The organism is Thalassolituus alkanivorans, assembly GCF_020447205.1.
In the GTDB taxonomy this organism is placed as follows: domain Bacteria; phylum Pseudomonadota; class Gammaproteobacteria; order Pseudomonadales; family Oceanobacteraceae; genus Venatoribacter; species Venatoribacter alkanivorans.
The window spans coordinates 1-206 of record NZ_JAJAEL010000032.1 but is presented as its reverse complement, the minus strand read 5'-3'; the positions used below and the strand labels follow the sequence as shown (position 1 = coordinate 206).

General features: G+C 51.9%; 1 protein-coding gene. It reads left to right on the top strand.

The window, feature by feature from the left end; genetic code table 11:
• Nucleotides 1-18 precede the first annotated feature (18 nt).
• Nucleotides 19-206: hypothetical protein (locus LGT44_RS10400; protein ID WP_456243406.1), on the top strand; the 188-nt coding region annotated here is incomplete at its 3' end.

The window sequence follows — 206 nt, the reverse complement described above, 5'->3', positions numbered from 1 at the left end:
GTGCATCCTAAAGTCACATTGGAATTCGATACCCCCAAGCGCAAGGTGAGTGTCTACCATGGTGATAACGCTGACCTTATTAAAAAAAGAATGCAATCCGTCGGTCTAGGCGCGAGACTTGTCAGTACAATGCCCGTCGCCAGCGAGTCCATCGCCCGTGCGCAGGCGTCTGCAAAACAGGAGGCAGAAAGAGAAGCTGGCATTCT